Consider the following 19,633-nt stretch of genomic DNA (forward strand, 5'->3'; position numbering starts at 1 on the left):
CGCCCAGAGGGTGCTCGCTCGGGGGGAATATGCATCGAGCCGCGGCATGTGGAGGAAGAGATGACAGTCAGAATCATATTGGATGAAAAAGGGCGGGACGTGACCACGGTCAGTCGCGAAACGACCCTCATGGATGCCGCGCGCGTGCTGACGGAGCAGAAAATCGGCGCGGTAGTCGTCGTCGATCCGGACCGTCAAATTCTCGGCATTCTTTCCGAACGCGATATCGTGCGTGCCATCGCCGAACGTGGCGGCGAGGTCATGGACCAACAAGTTGCAAGCGTCATGACGCGCAAAGTGGTCCAGTGCCAAGAAGAGAGTTCCATCAACGAAGTGATGGAGATCATGACCAATGGACGGTTCCGCCATCTGCCGGTGGCGATCAGCGGCAGGCTGGCTGGAATCATCTCCATCGGGGACGTGGTGCGCCGGCGCATCCAGGATGTGGAGCGCGAGGCGGAAGACATGAAGGCTTACATCGCCAGCTGATCGATCACGCGTCGCTGGCCGGTAGCTCCAGCGTTGCCAGAAGACCGCTACCGGCGGCGCGTTCAAGCGTGAGCGTGCCGCCATAAAGCCGAGCCAGATCGTCGACGATCGATAGACCAAGGCCGCTCCCTGGCTTGCTCTCGTCGAAACGCACGCCACGGGATGTCGCGGCTTGAAGGGCCTCTTCAGCCAGCCCCGGACCATCGTCCCGTATCGAAATGGTCATGCGACCACCGTCCCCGGTTTTGGCGGTCACGAGAACTGACTTCGACGCCCATTTGCAGGCGTTGTCGATGAGGTTTCCGAGCATTTCATCGAGATCCTGCCGCTCGCCGGCGAAGCTTGGTCGACCGTGTACGTCGACCTCCAGCGACAGCTGACGATCGGCATGGATACCTCGAAAGACCGGCAGCAGATCCGAGATCGCTTCGCCGACGGAAACCCGTGCTCCGAGCACGCCGTGCGACGCGGCCGATCGCGCGCGGCGCAGATGGTGGCCGATCAGCCTGTTCATCTGCTCCGTCGCATCGAGCAGGGCGCCATCGTCGGTATCGTTTGTCGTCTGAAGCCGGTTGCTCAAGACCGACAGGGGTGTTTTGAGGCCATGGGCCAAATTGCCCACATGGGTCCGCGCGCGGTCGATCACAGTCTTGTTGTGGGCGAGAAGCGCGTTGATCTCGGATGCGACCGGCGCGATTTCCACGTAGGGCTGATCGGGTAACCGCTCTTCATCACCACGCCGCACGGCGGCAAGGTCCCGCCCGAGTTTGGCGAGCGGCTGCAGCCCGAAATGCACCTGAAGGCCGATCGCGATCGCAATGCCGACGGCAAGCAGCGCGAGCGACAGGACGAGCGGCTGCACGATGGTCGCCACTTCGTCTTCGATCAGGTCTGCCGGCATGGCGACGACGACCCTCAGGCGGCGCGTTCCACCGGGTGCGGTGAAATCGCGCTCCTGTTTGCGGATGATCGCCCCGTTGGGCCCTGCCTCGGTGCGGGTCGTGATCGTGCCGTCCGGTTCGGCGACGGCGACGCCCAGTTCGACGTCCCAGAGCGATCGGGAGCGCGACAGCACCCCATTTTCGTCATTGACCTGCCAGTACCAGCCCGACAGCGGCCGATCGAAGCGGGGATCGACCACCGAATTGGCGATGACCACGTTGCCCTGTTCGTCGAACTCGGTGCCGGACATGACGGCGATCATCGTCGCCTGCAACTGCGCGTCCGCATTGCGTTCGACGAACTGGCGCAGGAGTGCCGAAATGAAGAGCCCGGCAATCAGGATCGCGACAGCTGTCCAGACCAGCGCCAGGCCGACGAGGCGCAGTTTCAACGACCGTCGCGCCATCGATCAGGCGTCCGCGGGCGCGGAGAGGCGATAGCCTTGGCCGCGGATCGTCTCGATCATGTTGCGACCGATCTTGCGCCGCAGCCGACCGATGATCACTTCGATCGAATTGAAGTCGCGATCCGTATCGCGTTCATAAAGGTGTTCGCTGAGCTCCGTGCGGGTGATGGGGCGTTCCGCATGGTGGATGAGGTAGGAAAGCATCCGCGTCTCGAATGCCGTGAGCTTCAGCGGCAGACCATCGAGCGTGATGATGGCAAGTTGCGTGTCGAGCACCAGCGGCCCGCAGGTCAGTTCGCTCGTGGCGTGGCCGGCAGCCCGGCGCACGAGGCTGCGGCAGCGCACGACGACCTCTTCCATCCGGAAAGGCTTGACGACGTAGTCGTCTGCGCCGGCGCGAAAACCACGCACTTTCTCCGACCAGTCGTCGCGCGCCGTCAGGATCAGAACCGGCATCATCCTCTTCCCGCGACGCCAGCTCGTCAGGATCGAGATGCCGTCCATCTTGGGCAGGCCGAGATCCAGGACGACCACATCGTAAGTCTCCGTCATGCCGAGAAATTCAGCCGCTTCGCCGTCATGCGACGTGTCGACCGCAAAGCCGGCCGTAGTCAGCGCCTCGGCAATCTGGCCGGCGATGCGCTCGTCGTCTTCCACCACAAGCGCTCTCATGGGCGTCGCCTCGCATCGACGAGACCGCGACCGTCAGCTTCCAATATCGCTCCATCGCGTCCGTCGACACGGATGCGCAAGATGTCGCCGCGCGGTGTCAGCATCCGCAAAGCATAGACGATGTCGGTCTGCTCATGCGGCCGGCCGGTATCGAGCACGGCTTCGATGACGGTTCCTTCAAAACGGGCCTGGGCGCGCTCCATGGCCTGCGCGATCGACACGGTCGCGTCCTGCGATTGGGCGAGAATCGTGGGCGCGAGCGGGTTTGCGGCCACTGACGACGTTCCCGCGATCGCGATGCCTGCAGCAACGAAAAGGCCGGACAGGAATGGCCGTCCGAGCCAATTTGGAGGGGTGGGGATATGGTCGGTCATCATGCCCGCACTTATAGCGGCTGATCTTGAATGGAAGTTGAACCGGGCGGTTGCGGTCCTGTTCAGGCCAGAGGACGTAGAAGAAGGGCAAGCCGAAGCGCAGTCATTTGAACTGCCAACGGCATCAGCAAAGGAACCAACCATGACACTCATGCCGAAAGCCATCCTTCCGTTGCTTGTCGCAGCCGCTTCGCTGCCGTTCGCCGGCGCAGCAGCATTCGCGCAGACCGTTTCGATCGATCAGCTCGGCAACTCCGCCGGCATGAACATCGAAGGCGAGGTGAGTGACGTGTTCGGCAACCGCTTCGTGCTCGATGACGGCACGGGACGCGTCCTCGTCGAAGCCGGACCGGAGCGCGGTCAAGAATATGACATTCGGGCCGGCGAACGGCTTACCGTTTACGGCCAGCCTGATGGCGACGGCTTCGATGCCGTGCGTATCGTGCGTGAAGACGGCAGCGAAATCGAGGTGCGTGGCGCCGACGGTCCGCCGCCGTGGGCGAATGCCGAGCGCGGGCCTGAGCGCCGACCAGCGCCAGAGGGCGGGCCCGCTGGACAAGATGAGATCCGGCAGATCAGCTCAATGCTTGAAGCCGCGGGTCTGACCGACATCCGGCTCGATGAGCGCAAAGGCCGTCACTATGAATTCGAGACCAGAGACGCGGACGGTCGGCAGGTCGACGTGGATGTCTTTTTCGATGGCCAGATCAAGAAGATCGATGTCGAAAGCGACCAGCCGGCCATGACGGTCGACCTGACGTCCTTGTTGCCGGAAGTGATGCGGGCCGCGGTCGCCGAACGCGGCATCGTCGATCTCAGGGAATATGACGCGAAGCGCAACCACGCCGAAGTCGACGGTTATGATGCGCAGGGGAGCGAGATCGAGATGGAGATCGCAATCGACGGACGCATCCTCAAGGTTGAAATCGACGATGACGATGACCGTTCGGCGCGGCCGAGCGTGGACGAAGGCGCTCTTCGCACCGCGGTCGAAGCAGGTGGTTACGAATGGAGCGGCAACGTTGAGCGCAAGCCGCGCCATTTCGAGGTGAGCGCCGTCAATCCCGAGGGCGAGACGGTCATGCTGCATGTCGATCTAAACGGCGAAATCTACAAGGAACAGCTTCAACGCTGAACGTGGCATCCGGAAAATCGAAGATCGAAGCCGGCGGCTCATCATGGACCGCCGGCTTCGCTCGTTTGGGACGCAACCCGGGAAACGTCCCCGCAGGACACTGTGCAACTTGCCTGATGGGTATGTGCCGTGTAGCTTTTGCGCCGTCGGGTAGCGCTTGCCCGTTCAAGGAAGCGCAATCAATCACGGCCCAAGCGGTCGCTAGCAGTCGGTTCGGCGCAGGGAGCGCGCTCGAGAACGACGGCATATGGAGGAATCGGGCGGCGGCGCGTCGCCTGTGTTTGCAGCAGAAAAACGCGGGCGAGAGACCCGTCGTGTGGAGGAGATAAACGATGTCGAAACTGATGAAGAAGGCTGTCCTTGGCGGGATGGTCCTGGCAATCGGTGCATTTCCAGGCGCCGCAAGTGCGCAACAGTTCATCAACGTGCTGACCGGCGGCACGTCGGGGGTCTATTACCCGCTCGGCGTTGCGATGTCCGAGATCTATGGCGACAACATCGAAGGTGTCCGCACCCAGGTCCAGGCCACCAAGGCCTCGGTCGAGAACCTCAACCTTCTCGAGCAGGGCAGGGGCGAGATCGGTTTCTCGCTTGGTGATTCTCTCGTGATGGGCTGGGAAGGCAACGAAGAAGCCGGTTTCCGTGCACCGCTTCAGAAGCTGCGGCGCGTTGCTGCGATCTACCCGAACTATCTCCAGCTTGTCGCGACGGCCGATTCCGGCATCACGACGCTCGCCGATCTCGAAGGTCGCACCCTGTCGGTTGGCGCTCCGGCTTCGGGCACCGAGCTGAACACCCGCGCCATTCTCGGCGCCGCCGACATGACCTATGAAAATCTCGGTCAGGTCCAGTATCTGCCCTTCGCCGAGTCCGTCGAACTGATGAAGAACCGTCAGCTGGACGCGACCTTGCAGTCCGCTGGCCTTGGTGTTGCGTCGATCCAGGATTTGTCCACCACCAATCCGACCACGATCGTCGAAATCCCGTCGGAGCTGGTGGAGTCGATCGGCGCGCCTTACGCACCCGCGATCATTCCCGCCGGCACCTATGAGGGTCAGGATGAGGACGTGGAGACCGCTTCGGTCATCAACTACCTAGTCACCCATGAAGATGTGGACGAGGAAACCGTCTACCAGATGACCAAGCTGCTCTACGAAAACCTCGATCGGATGGTCTCGGCCCATTCGGCAGCAGCCGAAATCGATGTTCAGAACGCCGTGGATGAAAACCCGGTCCCGCTGCACCCAGGCGCCGAGCGTTATTACCGCGAACAGGGCCTGATCGACTGACGTCGACATACATCCGATGAGATGGAATAGCGCCCCGAGTGATCTTGGGGCGCTATTTGTCTGTACCCGACAGTGACTTTGCGATCGGCTCCCGTTCATCAGCCGAGACGCCCCAACGAGTAAGCACAATGACAGCCAGCGAGCGTGAATTGCCCTTGGATGCGTCGCTTCAGGCGCCGCCTGAAGCTTCCGAAGCCGAACACGGCCTGCCTGGCGGGTATGGGCAAGGATTGGAAGGGCGCATCGTCTTCCTGATCGCGATCGCGTTCTCGGTCTTCCAACTGTGGTTTGCCGCTTACCATTCGCTGCCCAGCCAGACGGTCCGCGCGCTGCACGTCGGCTTCGTTTTGTTGCTCGGCTTCTCCCTGATTGCCAGCCTCAAGGGCGGACCGCTTCCCTTGCGGATCGCGCTGTGGGGTGCCGGCATCCTGGGCTTTCTGACCGGGGTGTATCACTACGTCTTTTACGAGGATCTCATCCTGCGCGAAGGCGGCTGGCTGATCACGCAGGACCTCGTCGTCGGGACGATCATGATCGCGCTCGTCTTCGAGGCAACGCGTCGCTTGATGGGGATCGCGCTGCCGATCATTGCCGGCGTCTTTCTGATCTATGGCATGTTCGGTGAATATTTCCCCGGGGTGCTCGCCCATCGCGGTTACGGCTTCGATCAGATCATCGGTCATCTCGGCTTTGGCACCGAAGGAATCTACGGCACGCCGGTCTACGTATCGGCGACCTATATCTTCCTGTTCATTCTGTTCGGATCGTTTCTCGAACGGGCGGGGATGATCAAGCTTTTCACCGATGTCTCGCTCGGCATGGTTGGCCATACGCGGGGCGGACCGGCGAAAGTGGCCGTCGTGTCATCGGGTTTCATGGGCACCATTTCGGGCTCCGGCGTCGCGAATGTCGTGACCACCGGCCAGTTCACCATCCCTCTCATGAAACGCTTCGGCTACAAGCCGGCCTTCGCCGGCGGCGTCGAGGCGGTGTCGTCCATGGGTGGGCAGATCATGCCGCCGGTCATGGGCGCCGTCGCATTCATCATGGCCGAAACGCTTAACATTCCCTACCGTGAGGTGGTCATCGCTGCGATCATTCCGGCGATCCTCTATTTCTTCTCAGCGTTCTGGATGGTGCATCTGGAAGCCGGCAAGCGCGGCCTCGTCGGCATGAGCCGCGATCAGCTGCCAAGCGCCATCGGTGCGCTGCGCGCGGGCTGGTACCTGACCATTCCCCTGGCAGCACTCGTCTACCTGCTGTTTACGGGCTACACGCCGCTTTTTGCCGGTACGATGGGCCTGGCGCTCACCGCCGTTCTCATCCTCGGCGGCGCCATAGCTCGTGGACTGCCCGGTCAGGCGATCCGCTTTCTTTTCTGGATTCTGCTCGGCCTGCTCTGCGCCGCGTTCTTCCAGTATGGCGTCAACGTCATCATCGTCACGATCGCCGTGCTCATTGCCGTCAACGCTTTCGTCAAGGGCGGGCGGCAGACGTTGGCCGATTGCCGTGACGCATTGGCCGACGGCGCAAAGAATGCGCTTCCGGTCGCGATCGCCTGCGCCATGGTCGGCGTCATCATCGGTGTCCTCACCCTGACGGGTTCGGCCTCGACCTTCGCATCCTTCATCGTCCGCATCGGCGAGACGAACCTGTTCCTATCGCTGGTTCTGACGATGATCACGTGCCTCATCCTTGGCATGGGCATTCCGACGATTCCGAACTACATCATCACGTCGTCCATCGCGGGGCCGGCACTGCTGGAACTCGGCGTTCCGCTGCTCGTCAGCCACATGTTCGTCTTCTACTTCGGCATCCTCGCCGACCTGACGCCGCCGGTCGCGCTCGCAGCTTTCGCCGCCGCTCCCATCGCCAAGGAATCGGGCATGAAGATCGGCATGCAGGCCGTGAAGATCGCGTTGGCCGGCTTCGTCATTCCCTTCATGGCCGTCTATACGCCGGCACTCATGATGCAGGATGGCGGCCCATTGGCCGAAGCGATCGGCTTTTGGCCCGCCGTGGCCTACATCGTCTTCAAGACCGTTATCTCGATATCGCTCTGGGGCGCGGCGGCGATCGGCTTCATGTTTGCCCCGCTTGCCTGGTGGGAACGGTTGCTGGCAACCGCCGCAGCTTTCTCGCTCGTTCTGGCAATGCCGATTACAGATGAGGTCGGCTTTGCGCTCGCGGCAGTGTTCCTGGCCCTGCAATGGTGGCGTAGCCGACGAAGCCGGGAGCAGGCGGTCGCGGGCGAATGAGCCTCTGCCTGAGCGCGGCGGGCAAAACCATCGCGCTGGCTCTGGAAGCATTTTCACTTGTTTGGACGCACTCCGTGGAAAAGACCGAGTGGCGCGAGGATTGGCGCGTCGCCGATGGCCTGTTGGTCATCGAGCGCGCGCATGTCCAGGGCACGGGTGCCGGCATGGAGATCCCGGCCGGTGCGGAGATGATCGACGGCGCATGGGTCTACGAGCCGAGCTTGCCCCCGAGGCCGTCCGTGTTCTTCTCTGATGCGGGGCAGGGCAGCGACTGGCAAATCTGCGCCATGGGTCGCTGCCGGACGATCGGCTCACTTGTCGCCGTAGCCGGCAGCACGCTGGAAATGAAAGCGTGCGACGAACCTGGTCAACCGCTGTTCGACGACTGATAGCCGACCCCTCGCTCGAGCGCCACGGCGCGCAGAACCTTCCGCAAACGAAACCGTTCCAGCGGCACCGGCGCACTGCGATAGCGCGCGGTCAACAGGTCCTCATCGAGCTCATCGATGGCGGCTCGAATATCGTCGTTGCTCACTGCCTGATCATCAACCAGAAAGCGCACCATTTTAGCGAAGCTGTCCGACGTCATGTCGATCTCCAAAGGCATGAAGTGACGCCCCCGAACGGACTAAAATGGCATAACCGGAGCGCTTATAAAGACGTCCCTGATGCGCTCTTCTCAGACGGCTAACGAGAGCTTGTCGGCTGTGCCATTTCCGGGCAGCGCCATGCGATCCCCGGGTGCTGAAATCGGGTCCGGAAAGTGCGGCGCACCATCTCTGTGTGCGCCGCAATGACCGCATTGCAGCAATTAACACGAAACAAGTTAATAACCTGAAAGACATTACAAATCAGTCACTTCCATTGCATTGAAGCTATGCATTTGCGCTGTTGCTGGCCGTTTCGCTTTAGCATAGGTTCGAGCCAACGAATTGCGTCTCAGGGAGGAAATGCATGGCCACGCGCAAGCCCGCGTCAACGGCTGCTCGCCGTACGTCATCTGCCCGCACATCCGCATCCGTTCGCCAGCAGACGAAGAAATCGTCGCCTGTCGGACAGATCATAGCGCCCCCGGCGCCGGAGGAGTTCACCAAGGAGCGTGAACTGCAGGCCTACAACGACATGCTGCTCATCCGGCGCTTCGAGGAGAAGGCCGGCCAGCTGTACGGCATGGGTTTCATCGGCGGTTTCTGCCACCTCTATATCGGCCAGGAAGCAGTCGTCATCGGCATGCAGATGGCGTTGAAGGAAGGCGATCAGGTCATTACCGGCTACCGCGACCATGGCCACATGCTCGCAACCGGTATGAAGCCGCGCGGCGTCATGGCCGAGCTGACCGGCCGCAGGGATGGTTATTCCCGCGGCAAGGGCGGCTCAATGCACATGTTCTCCAAGGAGAAGGGGTTCTATGGCGGCCATGGCATCGTTGGCGGTCAGGTCTCGCTCGGCACCGGGCTCGCTTTTGCGAACCGTTACCGCGAGAACGACAACATCTCGCTGACCTATTTCGGTGACGGCGCGGCCAACCAGGGCCAGGTCTACGAAAGCTTCAACATGGCCGCTCTCTGGAAGCTGCCTGTCGTCTACATCGTCGAGAACAACCGCTACGCGATGGGCACTTCCGTCTCGCGCGCCTCGGCCCAGACCGATTTCTCCCAGCGCGGCGCATCCTTCAACATCCCGGGAATCCAGGTGGATGGCATGGACGTGCGCGCGGTCAAGGCTGCCGGCGATCTGGCCGCCGAGCACTGCCGTTCGGGCAAGGGCCCGATCATCCTGGAGATGCTGACATACCGGTATCGTGGCCACTCCATGTCCGACCCGGCGAAATACCGTTCTAAAGACGAAGTGCAGAAGATGCGCTCCGAGCAGGACCCGATCGAGCAGGTGCGAAAGCGGCTTCTCGACAACGGTTGGGCCAGCGAGGACGAACTGAAGGCGATGGACAAGAAGATCCGCGACATCGTTGCCGACAGCGCCGACTTCGCACAGTCCAATCCCGAGCCGGATCCGTCCGAGCTCTACACCGATATTCTCATTTAAGGTCGGGAGCCGCCCATGTCTGTTGAAATTCTGATGCCGGCGCTGTCCCCGACGATGGAAGAGGGCACGCTGTCGAAATGGCTGAAAAAGGAAGGCGACACGGTCGCCGCCGGTGACGTGATCGCCGAGATCGAGACCGACAAGGCGACGATGGAAGTCGAAGCCGTCGATGAGGGGACGATCGCCAAGATCGTCGTTCCGGAAGGCACCGAGAACGTCAAGGTGAATGCCGTCATCGCAATCCTCGCCGAAGAAGGCGAAGACGCATCGGCCGCGGCTTCCGGTGGTGGTCAGAAGGCAGAAGCCGAAGCGCCTGCCGAAGCGGAAGCGCCCAAGGACGAGCCGAAAGGCGAGGCCGAGGGCTCCAAGGAGAGCGGCAAGGTCCCGGCCCAGCCCAAGGTCGAAGCCCAGTCCGATCCTGACATTCCTGAAGGCACCGAAATGGTTTCGACGACGGTGCGTGAAGCGCTGCGCGACGCCATGGCCGAGGAGATGCGCCGCGACAAGGACGTCTTCATCATGGGCGAGGAAGTCGCCGAGTATCAGGGCGCCTACAAGATCACCCAGGGCCTGCTGGACGAGTTCGGCGCCAAGCGCGTCGTCGACACGCCGATTACCGAGCATGGCTTTGCCGGCGTCGGCGTCGGAGCGGCCATGTCCGGTCTGAAGCCGATCGTCGAATTCATGACGTTCAACTTCGCCATGCAGGCGATCGACCACATCGTGAACTCGGCCGCCAAGACCCTTTACATGGCCGGCGGCCAGATGGGTGCGCCGATCGTCTTCCGTGGACCGAATGGTGCTGCAGCCCGCGTCGGCGCTCAGCACTCGCAGTGTTACGCCGCATGGTACGGCCACATCCCGGGCCTCAAGGTCGTCATGCCATATACGGCAGCAGACGCCAAAGGCCTGCTCAAGGCCGCGATCCGCGATCCCAACCCTATCATCTTCCTCGAAAACGAGATCCTCTACGGCCAGAGCTTCGACGTACCGAAGATGGATGATTTCGTGCTGCCGATCGGCAAGGCCCGTATCCACAAGAAGGGTACGGACGTCACGATCGTCTCCTTCGGCATCGGCATGACCTACGCCCTCAAGGCGATGGACGAGCTGGCCGGTATGGGCATCGATGTCGAGCTGATCGATCTGCGCACCATTCGGCCAATGGATCTTCCGACCGTCATCGAATCGGTGAAGAAGACAGGCCGCCTGGTCACGGTGGAAGAAGGTTTCCCGCAATCGTCCGTCGGCACCGAGATCGCCACGCGCGTGATGCAGCAAGCATTCGATTATCTGGATGCGCCGGTCATCACGATCGCCGGCAAGGACGTGCCGATGCCTTATGCCGCCAACCTGGAAAAACTCGCTCTGCCGAACGTCCAGGAAGTCGTCGATGCTGTGAAAGCCGTGACTTACAAAGCCTGAGGGAGGGCAAGAGATGCCGATCAACATCACGATGCCCGCGCTCTCTCCCACGATGGAAGAGGGCAATCTCGCAAAATGGCTGGTGAAGGAGGGCGACAAGGTCTCCTCCGGTGACGTCATCGCCGAGATCGAAACCGATAAGGCGACGATGGAAGTCGAAGCCGTCGACGAAGGCACGATCGCCAAGCTGGTCGTGCCGGCCGGTACCGAAGGCGTGAAGGTCAACGCCGTCATTGCCATTCTCGCCGAAGAAGGTGAAGACGCCGCTGCCGCCGCCAAGGGCGACGGTTCGGAGGCGAAAGCTGAGGCAAAGACGGACCAGCCCGAGGCGAAGGCCGAACAGCCCAAGGCCGAGGAAAAGGCCGAGAAGCCGGCAGAAACGGCAAAGCCGGTCGCCGACCAAGCACCTGCCGCTTCCACGCCTGCACCGAAGAAGGACGGCGAGCGCATTTTCGCATCGCCGCTGGCGCGCAGGCTTGCCAAGGAAAGCGGCCTCGATCTTTCTGCAGTTTCCGGTACCGGTCCGAAGGGCCGCATCGTGAAAGCCGACATCGAGGCAGCCGCCAAGGGCGGCGCACCCAAGGCTGCGGCGAGCGGCGCGCAGGCTCCGTCTGCATCGGCCACCGCACCGGCTCCGATGGCGAAGGGCGCCAGCGACGAACAGGTTCTCAAGAATTTCGCCGAAGGCTCCTACGAACTCGTGCCGCATGACGGCATGCGCAAGACCATCGCCAAGCGGCTGGTCGAGTCCAAGCAGACCGTTCCACATTTCTACGTCTCGGTCGATTGCGAGCTCGATGCGCTTCTGGCGCTGCGCAAGCAGTTGAACGACGCCGCACCGGTCCGCGACGACAAGCCCGCCTACAAGCTCTCTGTCAACGATCTGGTGATCAAGGCTCTGGCCTTGGCGCTACGCGACGTGCCGGACGCGAACGTCTCCTGGACCGAAAGCGCGATGGTCAAGCACAAGCACGCCGATGTCGGCGTTGCCGTGTCGATCCCGGGTGGCCTGATCACGCCGATCATCCGCAAGGCCGAGGAGAAGTCGCTCTCGGCCATCTCGAACGAGATGAAGGATCTCGGCAAGCGCGCCCGCGACCGCAAGCTGAAGCCGGAAGAGTATCAGGGCGGAACGTCGGCGGTCTCCAACATGGGCATGATGGGGGTCAAGAACTTCTCCGCCGTCATCAACCCGCCGCATGCCACCATCCTGGCGGTCGGCGCCGGCGAAAAGCGGCCGATCGTCAAGAACGGCGAGCTGGCGATTGCGGAAGTCATGACCGTAACGCTCTCGACCGATCATCGCTGCGTCGATGGCGCGCTCGGAGCCGAGCTGATCGGCGCCTTCAAGCGCTACATCGAAAACCCGATGGGAATGCTGGTCTAGGGACGGTTTGATGAAAACCATCCTCTGCTTCGGCGATTCACTCACATGGGGTACGGATGCCGCCACGGGCGGTCGGCATGGCTATGCCGATCTCTGGCCGTCATCGTTGAAGGCGCATCTCGGTGGCGAGATCGACGTGGTCGCCGAGGGTCTCGGCGGCCGCACCACGGCCTATGACGATCCAACGGCGCTTGCCGAACGCGCCGGGACCAAGATCCTGCCGACGCTTCTTTCGAGCCATGAGCCGATCGATCTCGTCATCATCATGCTCGGCACCAACGATTTGAAGGCCAAGGTTGCCGGCCGCGCCATCGATGCGATGCTCGGCATGGAGCGGCTGGTGGAGCAGGTGAAGCATCACACGTGGCGCCCGCTCTACGAAGCGCCGGAGGTGCTGATCGTCGCGCCACCGATCATCTGCGAAACCGCCGATCCGATTTTCTCGGCGATGTATAGCGGCGCGATCGAGCAGTCTGAAATGCTCGCCTCCTACTATGCCGATCTCGCCGACGAGATGGGCTGCGGGTTCTTCGATGCGTCGTCCGTCGCCGTGACGACGCCGATCGACGGTGTGCATCTCGATGCCGACAACACGCGTGCGATAGGCAAGGGCCTGGCACCGATCGTCCGGGTTATGCTCGGGATCTAGAGCGCTTCTAGGTGAAGTGGATACCGGTTCACCGCCCGGAAATGCGACAAGTCAAAACTTAGAATAATTGAGCGATGCGAAGAAAAGCAAAATTATTCTAGACCGGAAAAGGATAGGGACATGGCCGAAAGCTACGACGTCATTATCATCGGTTCGGGCCCTGGCGGCTACGTCACCGCGATCCGCTCCGCCCAGCTTGGTTTCAAGACCGCGATTGTCGAGCGCGAACATATGGGCGGTATCTGCCTCAACTGGGGCTGCATCCCCACCAAGGCGCTCCTGCGATCGGCTGAAATCCTCGATCACGCCAACCACGCCAAGGACTACGGCTTGACGTTGGAAGGCACGATGACGGCCAAGGTGGAGGATGTGGTCAAGCGGTCACGCGGCGTCTCGCTGCGTCTCAATGGCGGCGTCGGCTTCCTGATGAAGAAGAACAAGATCGATGTGATCTGGGGCGAGGCCGAACTGACCAAGCCGGGCGAGATCAAGGTTTCGCCGATGAAGAAGAAGCCCGTCGAGCCTCAGCCGCCGGCGCCCAAGGGCACGAAGGGCGAGGGGACCTACACCGCCAAGCACATCATCCTGGCGACAGGCGCGCGCCCCCGCACGCTGCCGGGCATCGAGCCAGACGGCAAGCTGATCTGGACCTATTTCGAGGCCATGGTGCCGCAGGAAATGCCGAAGTCACTGCTGGTGATGGGCTCTGGTGCGATCGGCATCGAATTCGCGTCGTTCTACCGGTCGATGGGCGTCGACGTTACCGTCGTCGAACTGATGTCCGACATCATGCCGGTCGAGGATGCGGAAATCTCCGCCATAGCGCGCAAGGCGCTCGAAAAGCGCGGTATGAAGATCATCACCGACGCAAAGGTCAGCAAGGTCGACAAATCCGCCAGCTCGGTCACAGCGCATATCGAGACCAAGGACGGCAAGACGCAGACGATCACGGCCGACCGGCTGATCTCAGCGGTGGGCGTTCAGGGCAACATCGAAAACCTCGGCCTCGAAAAGCTGGGCGTGAAGACCGACCGCGGCTGCGTCGTCATCGATGGCTACGGCAAGACCAACGTCGCCGGCCTCTATGCGATCGGGGACGTGGCCGGGCCGCCGATGCTCGCCCACAAGGCAGAGCATGAAGGCGTGATCTGCATCGAAAAGATTGCAGGCGTTCCAGGCGTCCATGCCATGGACAAGAACAAGATCCCAGGCTGCACCTATTGCCACCCGCAGGTGGCATCCGTGGGGCTGACCGAAGCCAAGGCAAAGGAAGCCGGCCGCGATATCCGCGTCGGCCGCTTCCAGTTTGCCGCAAACGGCAAGGCTATTGCGCTCGGCGAAGACAACGGACTTATCAAGACGATCTTCGACAAGAAGACCGGCGAACTCATCGGCGCGCACATGGTCGGGGCCGAAGTGACGGAGCTGATCCAGGGCTTCGTCGTCGCCATGAACCTCGAGACCACGGAAGAGGACCTCATGCACACGATCTTCCCGCACCCCACTCTGTCGGAGATGATGAAGGAGAGCGTGCTCGACGCCTATGGCCGCGCTTTGAACGCCTGATACGTCTGGCAGCAGTCCATCAGCAAATTCGAAGACACCGGGAACCGCGAAGCGTTTGTAACGTTTTAAGGCCGACTTCTAATTGAAGAAAAGGAGATGGGGTCATGGATCTGAACGGCATGGGACTGCTGGGCGCAATCATCGTCGGCGGCATCGCGGGTTGGCTCGCGGAACAATTCATGAAGAGCAATCACGGTCTCTTCATGAACATCATTCTCGGCATCATCGGTGCCGCGCTGCTGAACTTCTTGCTCAGCGTTCTCGGCATCTACACCGGCACCGGCGTTCTGATCTACTTGATCGTTGGCTTCATCGGCGCGTGCATTCTGATTGCCATTGGTCGCGCCGTCAGGCGATAAACGACCTCAAGCAATGCTTTGAGACAAGGCCGCCATGCAGATGGCGGCCTTACTTTTTTCTGGCCAACCGCCTATAACCGCTCCATCTATTTCATCGCGCGCCTGATCGCGTTCTGGAGCATTCATGGTCACTGTGCTGGATACAATCGCCGAGGCAAAGCAGCGTCTGCGTCATCCCGAAAAGGCCCACCGGCCCGATAACGAGATCGCGCGCAAGCCAGAGTGGATTCGCGTCAAGGCGCCAACGTCCCAAGGCTATCGCGAAACCCGCGAGCTCGTGAAATCGCACAATCTCGTCACGGTTTGCGAGGAGGCGGGCTGCCCCAACATCGGCGAGTGCTGGGACAAGAAGCACGCCACCTTCATGATCATGGGCGAGATCTGCACCCGGGCTTGCGCGTTCTGCAACGTTGCAACCGGCATGCCGAACGCGCTCGATCCCAATGAGCCCGAGAATGTAGGCCTCGCCGTCGCGAAGATGGGCTTGAACCACGTGGTGATCACATCGGTCGATCGCGACGATCTCGCCGATGGCGGTGCCCATCATTTTGTCGAGGTGATCCACGCGATCCGGCGCCACGCTCCGGGAACGACAATCGAAATCCTGACCCCTGATTTCCTGCGCAAGCCAGGAGCCTTGGAAACTGTGGTCGCGGCGCGGCCGGATGTCTTCAATCACAATCTGGAGACCGTCGCCTCGAACTACCTGACGGTGCGTCCCGGAGCGCGCTATTTCCACTCGATGCGTCTTTTGCAGCGGGTTAAAGAGCTCGATCCGACGATCTTCACCAAATCCGGCATCATGGTCGGTCTCGGTGAGGAGCGGAACGAAGTGCTGCAGTTGATGGACGATCTGCGCACGGCGGATGTCGATTTCATCACGATCGGCCAGTATCTGCAGCCAAGTCGCAAGCATCACCGCGTCGTCAGCTTCGTGACGCCGGACGAATTCAAGTCCTATGAGACCGTTGCATACTCCAAGGGCTTTCTGATGGTTTCGGCCAGCCCGCTGACTCGCTCTTCCCACCATGCGGGCGACGATTTTGCCCGGCTTCGCGTTGCGCGCGAAAAGAAGCTCGCGCTGGCGTCCTGAATGCGCTGTCGGCGCCGTGCCGGCCTTTTATGGTCGACATGGCGCCAACAGCCCTTATCTATGGGCAAATCGACTTGTCCCGAAGCGGCCCTGCCGCCAACAGCCGTGATTCATGCCTCAGTTCGAAACCACCCGCCAAGTGAATCACTCCGCACGCGACATGTTTGCACTTGTCGCCGATGTGGAGCGCTATCCTGAATTCCTGCCGCTCTGCGAAAGCCTCACGGTGCGCTCCCGCAAGGAGGGTGAGGACGGGAAAGAGCTGCTCGTCGCCGATATGTCGGTCGGCTACAAGGCCATTCGCGAGACGTTTTCGAGCCAGGTCGTTCTGCGCCCCGCCGAGAATCGCATCGACGTGAAATATATCGATGGCCCGTTCCGGTATCTCGACAACCGCTGGACGTTCGAAGAAACGGGCCCGGACAGTTGCGCCGTTCACTTCTTCATCGACTACCAGTTTCGCAATCGCATGCTGGGCATGCTGATGGGCACGATGTTCGATCGCGCCTTTCGCACCTTTGCCGAAGCATTCGAGCGCCGCGCCGACAAGATTTACGGTCTGCGCAAGCAGACCGGCTGATTTCTCCGCCGATCAAAGTGCAGCGCGGATTTTCTCCGCATTGGCTTTCAAAATGTCCGGATCTTCCATGGTGCCGGTGTGCGGCTTCAGCGCAACGCCGTCGAAGCGCGGGATCACATGGACATGCAGGTGGAAGACGACCTGACCGCCAGCGCTTTCGTTGAACTGCTGAATGGTCACGCCATCGGCATCGAACGCCTTCTTCACCGCCCGGGCAAGTTTCTGCACGGTGGCCATCACATGCGAGAGATCGCCGGGCTCGACATCCAGGATGTTGCGTGATGGAGCCTTGGGCAGGACGAGGCAGTGGCCGTCGCCGCGCGGCATGATGTCCATGAACGCAAGAGTGTGATCGTCCTCGTAGACGCGATGCGCCGGCAGCTCGCCGCGCAGGATCCTGGCAAAGATGTTGGCGTCGTCATAAGCCTCGGGCGTGGTCATCGTCGTGTCTCCTCGGATTGCGTCCATGTGCGAAATTCTCCGCCGGCCCGTCAAGCCTTTGGCTGTGTCACGCCCCCAAACGATGAACCGGTACCCACTTCACCTGAAACGCTTCAGTGGCCGACGGTTCGCGAGAAGAGATTGACGATCAGGACGCCTGCGATGATCAGCGCGAGGCCGATGATGGCTGGAAGATCGAGCCGCTGCCCGAAAGCGAAATAGCCGATGGCCGCAATCAGCACGATGCCTGTGCCCGACCAGAGCGCGTAGACGATCCCGACCGGCATCGTCTTCAGCGTCAGCGATAGGAAGAAGAACGCTATGCTGTAGCCGCCGACCGTGACGATGGAAGGCCACAACCGCGTGAAGCCTTCCGACAGCTTGAGCGCAGACGTGGCGATCACCTCGAAGATGACGGCGACGACGAGGTAGACGTAAACCATGGAGCTGCTCTCGGGCGCGTGTGGCGACTGTTCTCCGTCTAGCCGGTCGGATGGGCGAAAGCGAGCGTCATGCCTTCTTGAACGGACCGTGCTCGGTGAGGATCGCGCCGATCTGGTCGACCTCGCGGCGCTCCCGTTCGAGATAGTCGGCAACCGCGCGCTTCAGGCCTGGATGGGCGATATAATGGGCGGAGTGGGTGGTGACTGGCAGATATCCGCGCGCCAGCTTGTGTTCCCCCTGGGCGCCGGCCTCGACACGGGGCAAGCCCCGTTCGATCGCGAAATCGATGGCCTGATGATAGCAGATCTCGAAATGCAGGAAGGGGTGATCCTCGATGCAGCCCCAATGGCGACCAAAGACGCAGTCGCCGCCGATGAAATTGATCGCTCCGGCGATGTAGCGACCCTCTCGCTTCGCCATCACAAGCAGGATGTCGTCCGCCATCGTCTCCCCGATCAGGCTGAAGAAGGCGCGGTTGAGATAGGGCCGGCCCCATTTTCGGGCGCCGGTATCGATATAGAAGGCGTAGAACGCGTCCCAGTGCTCTTCGGTGATCGATGGGCCCGTGAGGCGCTCGATGGAGATGCCGTTTTCCATCGCCTGCTGACGTTCGCGCCTGAGCGCCTTGCGTTTGCGTGACGCCAACGTGGCGAGAAAATCGTCGTAACTGCCGTAGGATTGATTGTGGAAATGGAATTGCTGGTCGGTTCGATGGAGGAAGTCTGCTTCTTCGAACACGGGCATCTCGTCTTCGGGAACGAAAGTAATATGAGCCGATGAAATGCCCAGCCGATCCGTCAGCGCTATAAGGCCTTGCGCCAGCGCGGCCTGCACGACCGTGCGGCGTGCATCCGCAGGTGCCAGAAGTCGTGGCCCGGTCGCCGGCGTGAAGGGGATCGATGCCTGCAGCTTGGGGTAATACTCGCCGCCGGCACGCTCGAAGGCATCCGCCCACCCGTGATCGAAGACATATTCGCCCTGGCTGTGGCTCTTGAGATAGGCCGGCACGGCGCCACAAAGCGCCCCTTCAGGGTCTTTCAGCATCAGATGGCGCGGCAGCCAGCCGGTCTTGGCGGCGACCGAGCCGGATTGTTCGAGAGCAGACAGGAAATCGTAGGAAAGAAAGGGATTGTAGGGGATATCCGGAGTGGCGCTCGCCCGCGTCGTTCCGGCCAGCTGGTCCCAGGTTGGCCGGTCCACATCGACCATCGATGACGCAACTTCGATCGTGAATTCGATCTGGCCGCGATCCTCAGCAGCTTTTCCGGCGGTCATCGCATTCCCCATGTTCGCACTTGCGAGAAAGTAGTGCGCCGCTCGGCTATTTTAAGGCCTGCCTAGATCGGGGATGGCGAGACCGTTCGCGGATCGAAGCCTTCAAACGTGATCTGGTCTGCATGGCGCATGCTGTGAGCCAGAGCCGCTTCGTCGCGCACCGTCCACGTGATGACCGGTTTGCCGCTTTCACGCACGCCGTCGATGAAGCGGTTCGGCAGATGAAACGCACAGTAGGACACGAAATCGAGCCCGAGACGCATCGCATCCTCGTGCCGCTGCAGGTCCTCGTTGCGCTGTCCCTCGGCCGTAAGCCCAAGCGGGTAGGGGCATTCGAGCGCCCTGAGGTCCCTGAGGAGCCAGTGGTCGAACGACATCAGGGCTACCGGTCCCTCGTAACCGTCCAGATCTTCGAGAACCGCCCCGGCGAAATCGTCATCGTCACCCTCGCAGCCTTTCAGCTCAACGACGATCGGAACACGGCCGGCAACAAGCGCCAAAAGCTGTTTGAACGTTGGGATCCGCTCCCTGGTGCCGCCGACGGTCAGCAGTGCAAGCTCCGTCGAAAGCTTGTCGCGCGTTCGCCCGGGCAGGCTGCACAGGCGCTCGAGCATATCATCGTGAAAAACCACCGGCACGCCGTCGGCAGCCAGGTGCAGGTCGCACTCGATGGCGAAGCCGGCCTCCACCGCCCGCTCGAATGCGGCAATCGTATTCTCCCAGACGGTGCGATTGAGGTCGTGATATCCACGGTGGGCGATGGGGTGTTCAGTCAGCCAGGCAAGCGTCTGCATAGGTGTTCCGCG

Annotated in this window: 21 protein-coding genes; 13 read left to right on the top strand and 8 right to left on the bottom strand. The window is 61.5% G+C overall.

Annotated elements, in window-relative coordinates; translation table 11 throughout:
• Positions 1-60: 60 nt before the first annotated feature.
• The gene (locus GC125_RS11370) at positions 61-489 is read left to right on the top strand and encodes a CBS domain-containing protein (protein ID WP_151987814.1); all 429 of its coding nucleotides are present in this window, start codon (positions 61-63) and stop codon (positions 487-489) included.
• Positions 490-493: 4 nt separating this feature from the next.
• Here GC125_RS11370 and GC125_RS11375 read toward each other — a convergent pair whose 3' ends face one another.
• The 3 genes from GC125_RS11375 to GC125_RS11385 are packed head-to-tail and all read right to left on the bottom strand — an operon-like array spanning position 494 to position 2,883.
• Positions 494-1,837: a sensor histidine kinase gene (locus GC125_RS11375; RefSeq protein WP_151985773.1), complete on the bottom strand. Its 1,344-nt coding sequence runs from the start codon at positions 1,835-1,837 to the stop codon at positions 494-496.
• A 3-nt stretch (positions 1,838-1,840) separates the two neighbouring features.
• Positions 1,841-2,509, bottom strand: a complete 669-nt coding sequence (locus GC125_RS11380; RefSeq protein ID WP_151985774.1) for a response regulator — start codon at positions 2,507-2,509, stop codon at positions 1,841-1,843.
• On the bottom strand, positions 2,506-2,883 hold the full coding sequence (locus tag GC125_RS11385) for a PepSY domain-containing protein (protein WP_199864556.1): 378 nt from the start codon (positions 2,881-2,883) through the stop codon (positions 2,506-2,508). Before GC125_RS11385 ends, GC125_RS11380 begins: the two co-directional genes overlap by 4 nt.
• A gap of 142 nt (positions 2,884-3,025) precedes the next feature.
• Here GC125_RS11385 and GC125_RS11390 point away from each other — a divergent pair, with 142 nt between their 5' ends.
• The 4 genes from GC125_RS11390 to GC125_RS11405 all read left to right on the top strand — a co-directional run bounded on the left by GC125_RS11390 (position 3,026) and on the right by GC125_RS11405 (position 7,954).
• A complete protein-coding gene (locus GC125_RS11390) occupies positions 3,026-4,018 on the top strand; it encodes a hypothetical protein (protein ID WP_151985776.1) in 993 nt (330 codons plus the stop codon).
• A 332-nt stretch (positions 4,019-4,350) separates the two neighbouring features.
• A complete protein-coding gene (locus tag GC125_RS11395; protein WP_151985777.1) occupies positions 4,351-5,307 on the top strand; it encodes a TAXI family TRAP transporter solute-binding subunit in 957 nt (318 codons plus the stop codon).
• Between the two features lie 128 nt (positions 5,308-5,435).
• Positions 5,436-7,565, top strand: a complete 2,130-nt coding sequence (locus GC125_RS11400) for a TRAP transporter permease (protein WP_151985778.1) — start codon at positions 5,436-5,438, stop codon at positions 7,563-7,565.
• Positions 7,562-7,954, top strand: coding sequence for a DUF1850 domain-containing protein (locus GC125_RS11405; protein WP_151985779.1), 393 nt, complete (start codon positions 7,562-7,564; stop codon positions 7,952-7,954). Before GC125_RS11400 ends, GC125_RS11405 begins: the two co-directional genes overlap by 4 nt.
• Here GC125_RS11405 and GC125_RS11410 read toward each other — a convergent pair.
• Positions 7,933-8,172 (bottom strand): hypothetical protein, encoded by a 240-nt coding sequence (locus GC125_RS11410; protein ID WP_151985780.1) that lies wholly within the window; start codon positions 8,170-8,172, stop codon positions 7,933-7,935. The genes GC125_RS11405 and GC125_RS11410 overlap by 22 nt on opposite strands.
• 347 nt (positions 8,173-8,519) lie before the next feature.
• Between GC125_RS11410 and pdhA the strand changes: the two genes are divergently transcribed.
• From pdhA to GC125_RS11450, 8 genes are all read left to right on the top strand, one after another.
• The gene (gene pdhA / locus GC125_RS11415; protein ID WP_151985781.1) at positions 8,520-9,608 is read left to right on the top strand and encodes a pyruvate dehydrogenase (acetyl-transferring) E1 component subunit alpha; all 1,089 of its coding nucleotides are present in this window, start codon (positions 8,520-8,522) and stop codon (positions 9,606-9,608) included.
• Between the two features lie 15 nt (positions 9,609-9,623).
• Complete coding sequence (locus GC125_RS11420) at positions 9,624-11,033, top strand: pyruvate dehydrogenase complex E1 component subunit beta (protein WP_151985782.1); 1,410 nt, start codon at positions 9,624-9,626, stop codon at positions 11,031-11,033.
• A 13-nt stretch (positions 11,034-11,046) separates the two neighbouring features.
• A complete protein-coding gene (locus GC125_RS11425) occupies positions 11,047-12,420 on the top strand; it encodes a pyruvate dehydrogenase complex dihydrolipoamide acetyltransferase (RefSeq protein WP_151985783.1) in 1,374 nt (457 codons plus the stop codon).
• A gap of 7 nt (positions 12,421-12,427) precedes the next feature.
• A complete protein-coding gene (locus tag GC125_RS11430; RefSeq protein ID WP_199864557.1) occupies positions 12,428-13,069 on the top strand; it encodes an SGNH/GDSL hydrolase family protein in 642 nt (213 codons plus the stop codon).
• Positions 13,070-13,189: 120 nt separating this feature from the next.
• Positions 13,190-14,635: a dihydrolipoyl dehydrogenase gene (lpdA, locus tag GC125_RS11435; RefSeq protein ID WP_151985785.1), complete on the top strand. Its 1,446-nt coding sequence runs from the start codon at positions 13,190-13,192 to the stop codon at positions 14,633-14,635.
• 104 nt (positions 14,636-14,739) lie between these two features.
• Positions 14,740-14,994 carry a GlsB/YeaQ/YmgE family stress response membrane protein gene (locus GC125_RS11440; protein ID WP_151985786.1) on the top strand — a complete coding sequence of 85 codons (255 nt, stop codon included), beginning with the start codon at positions 14,740-14,742 and terminating at the stop codon, positions 14,992-14,994.
• Positions 14,995-15,118: 124 nt separating this feature from the next.
• Positions 15,119-16,087, top strand: a complete 969-nt coding sequence (gene lipA / locus GC125_RS11445) for a lipoyl synthase (protein ID WP_151985787.1) — start codon at positions 15,119-15,121, stop codon at positions 16,085-16,087.
• 112 nt (positions 16,088-16,199) lie between these two features.
• The gene (locus GC125_RS11450; RefSeq protein WP_151985788.1) at positions 16,200-16,667 is read left to right on the top strand and encodes a type II toxin-antitoxin system RatA family toxin; all 468 of its coding nucleotides are present in this window, start codon (positions 16,200-16,202) and stop codon (positions 16,665-16,667) included.
• A gap of 12 nt (positions 16,668-16,679) precedes the next feature.
• Here the strand turns inward: GC125_RS11450 and GC125_RS11455 are convergent, their stop codons facing one another.
• From GC125_RS11455 to GC125_RS11470, 4 genes are all read right to left on the bottom strand, one after another.
• Positions 16,680-17,108, bottom strand: coding sequence for an HIT family protein (locus tag GC125_RS11455; protein ID WP_151985789.1), 429 nt, complete (start codon positions 17,106-17,108; stop codon positions 16,680-16,682).
• A gap of 113 nt (positions 17,109-17,221) precedes the next feature.
• On the bottom strand, positions 17,222-17,551 hold the full coding sequence (locus GC125_RS11460) for a DMT family transporter (RefSeq protein WP_151985790.1): 330 nt from the start codon (positions 17,549-17,551) through the stop codon (positions 17,222-17,224).
• A gap of 67 nt (positions 17,552-17,618) precedes the next feature.
• Positions 17,619-18,827: a GNAT family N-acetyltransferase gene (locus GC125_RS11465; protein WP_502706052.1), complete on the bottom strand. Its 1,209-nt coding sequence runs from the start codon at positions 18,825-18,827 to the stop codon at positions 17,619-17,621.
• A gap of 62 nt (positions 18,828-18,889) precedes the next feature.
• Positions 18,890-19,621: a glycerophosphodiester phosphodiesterase gene (locus GC125_RS11470; RefSeq protein WP_151985791.1), complete on the bottom strand. Its 732-nt coding sequence runs from the start codon at positions 19,619-19,621 to the stop codon at positions 18,890-18,892.
• Positions 19,622-19,633: the final 12 nt, after the last annotated feature.

The organism is Rhizobium sp. EC-SD404 (assembly GCF_902498825.1).
In the GTDB taxonomy this organism is placed as follows: Bacteria; Pseudomonadota; Alphaproteobacteria; order Rhizobiales; family Rhizobiaceae; genus Georhizobium.

Bases quoted from the DNA above. Each gene is read 5' to 3' on its own strand.
- GC125_RS11370 (WP_151987814.1), top strand. From the start codon at position 61: ATGACAGTCAGAATCATATTGGATGAAAAAGGGCGGGACGTGACCACG.
- GC125_RS11375 (WP_151985773.1), bottom strand. From the start codon at position 1,837: ATGGCGCGACGGTCGTTGAAACTGCGCCTCGTCGGCCTGGCGCTGGTC.
- GC125_RS11380 (WP_151985774.1), bottom strand. From the start codon at position 2,509: ATGAGAGCGCTTGTGGTGGAAGACGACGAGCGCATCGCCGGCCAGATT.
- GC125_RS11385 (WP_199864556.1), bottom strand. From the start codon at position 2,883: ATGACCGACCATATCCCCACCCCTCCAAATTGGCTCGGACGGCCATTC.
- GC125_RS11390 (WP_151985776.1), top strand. From the start codon at position 3,026: ATGACACTCATGCCGAAAGCCATCCTTCCGTTGCTTGTCGCAGCCGCT.
- GC125_RS11395 (WP_151985777.1), top strand. From the start codon at position 4,351: ATGTCGAAACTGATGAAGAAGGCTGTCCTTGGCGGGATGGTCCTGGCA.
- GC125_RS11400 (WP_151985778.1), top strand. From the start codon at position 5,436: ATGACAGCCAGCGAGCGTGAATTGCCCTTGGATGCGTCGCTTCAGGCG.
- GC125_RS11405 (WP_151985779.1), top strand. From the start codon at position 7,562: ATGAGCCTCTGCCTGAGCGCGGCGGGCAAAACCATCGCGCTGGCTCTG.
- GC125_RS11410 (WP_151985780.1), bottom strand. From the start codon at position 8,172: ATGCCTTTGGAGATCGACATGACGTCGGACAGCTTCGCTAAAATGGTG.
- pdhA (WP_151985781.1), top strand. From the start codon at position 8,520: ATGGCCACGCGCAAGCCCGCGTCAACGGCTGCTCGCCGTACGTCATCT.
- GC125_RS11420 (WP_151985782.1), top strand. From the start codon at position 9,624: ATGTCTGTTGAAATTCTGATGCCGGCGCTGTCCCCGACGATGGAAGAG.
- GC125_RS11425 (WP_151985783.1), top strand. From the start codon at position 11,047: ATGCCGATCAACATCACGATGCCCGCGCTCTCTCCCACGATGGAAGAG.
- lpdA (WP_151985785.1), top strand. From the start codon at position 13,190: ATGGCCGAAAGCTACGACGTCATTATCATCGGTTCGGGCCCTGGCGGC.
- GC125_RS11440 (WP_151985786.1), top strand. From the start codon at position 14,740: ATGGATCTGAACGGCATGGGACTGCTGGGCGCAATCATCGTCGGCGGC.
- lipA (WP_151985787.1), top strand. From the start codon at position 15,119: ATGGTCACTGTGCTGGATACAATCGCCGAGGCAAAGCAGCGTCTGCGT.
- GC125_RS11450 (WP_151985788.1), top strand. From the start codon at position 16,200: ATGCCTCAGTTCGAAACCACCCGCCAAGTGAATCACTCCGCACGCGAC.
- GC125_RS11455 (WP_151985789.1), bottom strand. From the start codon at position 17,108: ATGACCACGCCCGAGGCTTATGACGACGCCAACATCTTTGCCAGGATC.
- GC125_RS11460 (WP_151985790.1), bottom strand. From the start codon at position 17,551: ATGGTTTACGTCTACCTCGTCGTCGCCGTCATCTTCGAGGTGATCGCC.
- GC125_RS11465 (WP_502706052.1), bottom strand. From the start codon at position 18,827: ATGACCGCCGGAAAAGCTGCTGAGGATCGCGGCCAGATCGAATTCACG.
- GC125_RS11470 (WP_151985791.1), bottom strand. From the start codon at position 19,621: ATGCAGACGCTTGCCTGGCTGACTGAACACCCCATCGCCCACCGTGGA.